Annotated in this window: 3 protein-coding genes; 2 read left to right on the top strand and 1 reads right to left on the bottom strand. The window is 59.6% G+C overall.

The window, feature by feature from the left end:
• Positions 1-1365 (bottom strand): TolC family protein (locus ACIREA_RS28260; protein WP_397385665.1); only part of this gene is annotated, 1365 nt, incomplete at its 3' end.
• 146 nt (positions 1366-1511) lie between these two features.
• Between ACIREA_RS28260 and ACIREA_RS28255 the strand changes: the two genes are divergently transcribed.
• Together ACIREA_RS28255 and ACIREA_RS28250 are read left to right on the top strand one after the other, a co-directional pair.
• The gene (locus tag ACIREA_RS28255) at positions 1512-2186 is read left to right on the top strand and encodes a sigma-70 family RNA polymerase sigma factor (RefSeq protein WP_397385664.1); all 675 of its coding nucleotides are present in this window, start codon (positions 1512-1514) and stop codon (positions 2184-2186) included.
• Between the two features lie 195 nt (positions 2187-2381).
• A complete protein-coding gene (locus ACIREA_RS28250) occupies positions 2382-3782 on the top strand; it encodes a N,N-dimethylformamidase beta subunit family domain-containing protein (RefSeq protein ID WP_397385663.1) in 1401 nt (466 codons plus the stop codon).
• Positions 3783-3832: the final 50 nt, after the last annotated feature.

The raw sequence follows: 3832 nt of genomic DNA, 5'->3' as shown, positions 1-3832 counted from the left end.
GTTTTCTTCAAACAGATCCAGGGCACGTCTGGCCTGCTGCTCGGCGACGATGGATGAGCGCAGGACATTGCGCTCAGGTTTCTGATTGAGGTTGAGGTCGGTGTTCAGGCCCACGCTGTAGCTCTTATTGCCGGGCACGAGCGTGAAGTCATTGCGGTCCGGGTTGTCGAGCATGTTGTAGTTGACCAGGGCGTTGACACTTGGAAGGGCCTGCTGCTTGGCGATGAGGACGCGCCGGCTGGTGTCCTCCACCTGATCCCGCAGATTCCAGATATCGAGGCGGTTGGTCATGGCGATGGTGATGGCTTCTTCCAGCGTGCCGGGTGATTCGATGATCTGGAGGGCGTCCTTGTCCTTGTAGTCCACGACGAAACGCTCCGTGACGGGCAGACCGAGATTGACCTTCAGGTCATCCAGTGCCTGCTCGTAGTCGCGGATGGCGCTGAGCCATGAACGCTCAAACACGATGCGGGACTGAACGAGACGGAAGACGGAGGACTTGGTGCTGTTGGCATTCTCCTTCTGCATGGCGGTCTCACGGGCCACCACGAAGTCGAAGGCTTTGAAGGCGAGGTAAGCATTGCGCGCGGTCTCGCGGGACTGGATGACGCCGTAATACTGGGCGGCGATGTCCACGGCGAAGGATTTGCGATACTGGGCAAAGGTGCGAATGGCGTAGAGGACGCTGCGCTCGCTTTGAGTCAGCACTTCTGAGGCGGAGAGATAGCCGGCACCACTGAGGAGCGGCTGAGCGAGGGAGAAGCCGAGCTGGGAGATGCCGCTGTCTTTGCCACCGGTGAAGAACCGTACAAAATTGGTGGTCAGGTTTGTGGCCAGCAGGGCCCCTGTGCGCGTGAGTGCCGAAAATCCCAGATTTCCGGTGGTGGTGAGCGTGGAGGTGCGGACCAAGTTGTTGATGCCGGTGACCGCATCGGTGCTGGCCTTGGTGGTGGAGCCACTGCCTGAAATGATGGGGCCATACTGCTGGCGCACGAGGGTGAGGTTCAGGGCGGCGAGATAGACCGTTTCCTTTTGAACCAAGTAGGTACGGTTGCGATGCACCGCGAAGTCCAAAGCCTCAGCCAGACTGATCACGCGTGCATGCTCCTCCAGGTAGGCGCGATCCCCCAGAAACTCCTCCTTCTTCATGCTTTTGCGGAGTTCCTCCAGCCTCACCGGTGGCGGTGGGGTGATGTCCAGAAACGCCTGCCCTGAGTTTGGCACCTTACTGGCTTTTTTTCGGAGGATGCCGTAGGTTTCCTTGTCAGCCCATTTTTTGTAAAACCCCGTGCTGCATGAGCTCAATCCCAGGGCCAGAAGCGTGAGAAACGCGACGGCAGGCTGGAAGAGACGATGATTTGGCATGGGAAGTCTGACCGGCATTTGGGGTGGTTGGGCCGGGGGGGTTGGTTTTGGGGACGATGCAATACGCTTTCCTAAAGGACGATCTATCGAATGGATGACAAAACGTCGTTGCCTCCACCGAAGCCGCCGTTACTATCCCCCCCCGCATGTCCGACCTCCCGAAAGTCGCTGAAACTGAAGAACTCCTCAAGGAGACCTCTGGATCGCCCCCGACCCGGAAGACGCTGATTGAAAAATTGGACAACTGGGATGACTGGGCGAGCTGGGATGAATTTTACCGCACCTATTCGGGTTTCGTCTTCCACGTGGCGCGCAAGACGGGCCTGAGTGACGACGAGGCCAATGATGTGGTGCAGGAGACCTTCATCGGCGTGGCCAAGAACCTGCAGAAGAAGAAGTTCGACACCAGCCTGGGCTCCTTCAAATCATTCCTCCTCAATCAGGCGCGCTGGCGCATTCTGGACCAATTCCGCCGACGCAAGAAGCAGCAGAGCCGTGAGGCCAATCTGTACGCGGACGAAACCGACGAGCGCCGCACGGCGCCGATCGATCGCTGCGCTGATCCGAATGGCGTGGCGCTGGAGAAGCTGTGGGAGAAAGAGTGGCAGGACAAGGTGATGGACATCGCGCTGCGCCGGGTGCGTGCGCTGGTGTCGCCACGTCAGTTCCAGATTTTCTCCTGCTACGTGATCAAAGGATGGAGCCCTGAACGCGTGAAGAAGGAACTCGGCGTCAATGCGGCGCAGGTGTACCTGGCGAAGCATCGGGTAGGCCGCATTTTGAAGCGCGAAGCGGCTAAGCTTTCTGAAGCGGAGCAGTAGGGCTCGCTGCCGTGTGGGCTTGGGTAGTGCTGAAAGAGTGTGACGTTTTCAATATCCTCGTAGACGGGCGGGCTGTCGCCACGCCCATCCTACGGTTGAGAGCATGTTTCGTCTATTCCACCGACTGATGCCGATACTCCAGACTGCTATCGAGCTTCGTGAAAGCGCCGGCCCTTCTCTCGCGTAGCGGTATGCATGCGCCGTACTCTCGCTCTCCTTTTATTCGCCGTCTCATCTCTGCATGCAGCAGATCCCGTCTCGCTGTTCATCGAAGGCTATGCCGGGCAGCGAAGCATCACGCAGGGGGAGGAGATTCCGATCCATGTGAGTACGACGGCGGCGAAGTATGAGATCGAGGTGGCGCGTCTGGGGGCAACCCGAGAGGTCGTGTGGAAGAAATCGGATGTGCCCGGTGCTGCGTATCCGGTGCCGGAGGATGCCTCTGCGAATGGTTGCCGCTGGCCGGAGAGTGTGCGAGTACCCAGCGGTGCGGCATGGAAAAGCGGCTACTATGAGGTGAGCCTGCGCGCAGCCGATGCCGGCGGCAAATGGTCGCATCGTGGCAAACGTACCGCGGAGAGCAGCGCGTGGTTTATAGTGCGGCAGGCCCAACCGGGCACGACCTCGAAGATCCTGCTGCAACTTTGCACGAACACGTACAATGCGTACAACAACTGGGGCGGATTTTCTGTGTATGCCTACAACAGCCTTTCGAATAATCAGGGGCATCGGGCGAGTTTCGAGCGGCCCGGGCCTTCGCAGTTTGCGCGGTGGGAGCTGCCCTTTGTGCAGTGGGCGGAGAAGAATGGTTACGCGCTGGAATTCGCCGCGAATGACGATCTGGAATTTCGCCCGGAGATGCTGACGAACTACAAGCTGGTGCTGAGTGTGGGCCATGATGAGTACTGGAGCACGCCGATGCGCGACAACCTGGAAGCGTGGATCGGCAAGGGTGGCAATGTGGCCTTCTTCAGCGGGAACACCTGCTGCTGGCAGGTCCGTGCGGAGGACAACGGCCGCGCCTTCACCTGCTGCAAACAGAACTACCACCTGGACCCCGTCTTCGCGACGCGTGACTTCAAAACGCTGAGCACGGCATGGAGCCATCATCTGCTGAAACGTCCTGAGAACGAACTGACGGGGGTCGGCTTTCTGTGGGGTGGCTATCGCAAAAGTCATGGGCAGTTCATGACTGATCCGGCGGAGTATGAGGTGCACCGCCCCGACCACTGGGTGCTGGCAGGCACGGGCTTGAAGCGTGGTGACAAGTTCGGCGGCAAGGACACCATCGTGGGCTATGAATGCGATGGCTGTGAGCTCAAGTGGAAGGACGGCCTGCCATTTCCGACTTTCAAGGATGGTACGCCGAAGACCTTTGAAGTCCTGGCCACGTGCCCGGTGCGCTGGCACCCCGATGATGCGGAATGGTATGAGCAGTGGGAGAAGGGCCGCACGGGCGCAGCCTGCCTGGGACTCTACACGCGTGGAGGCACGGTCTTCACCGCCGCCACCACCGACTGGGCGCACGGCCTGCAGGGTGGTGATGCCGCGGTGATACGCATCACGCAGAATGTGCTGGAACGACTGGCCAAATGAGGTGGCGAGCATGCCGGTTTGAGAGCATCTTCCGCCCAGCATCACGCAAG

The organism is Prosthecobacter sp. (assembly GCF_044373815.1).
Lineage (GTDB): Bacteria > Verrucomicrobiota > Verrucomicrobiia > Verrucomicrobiales > Verrucomicrobiaceae > Prosthecobacter.
The sequence above is the reverse complement of the archived record's forward strand: the minus strand, read 5'-3'. Positions and strand labels throughout refer to the sequence as shown.

What these genes read in the sequence shown, in the direction of transcription:
- ACIREA_RS28250 (WP_397385663.1), top strand. Translation starts at nt 2,382, where the DNA reads ATGCGCCGTACTCTCGCTCTCCTTTTATTCGCCGTCTCATCTCTGCAT.
- ACIREA_RS28255 (WP_397385664.1), top strand. Translation starts at nt 1,512, where the DNA reads ATGTCCGACCTCCCGAAAGTCGCTGAAACTGAAGAACTCCTCAAGGAG.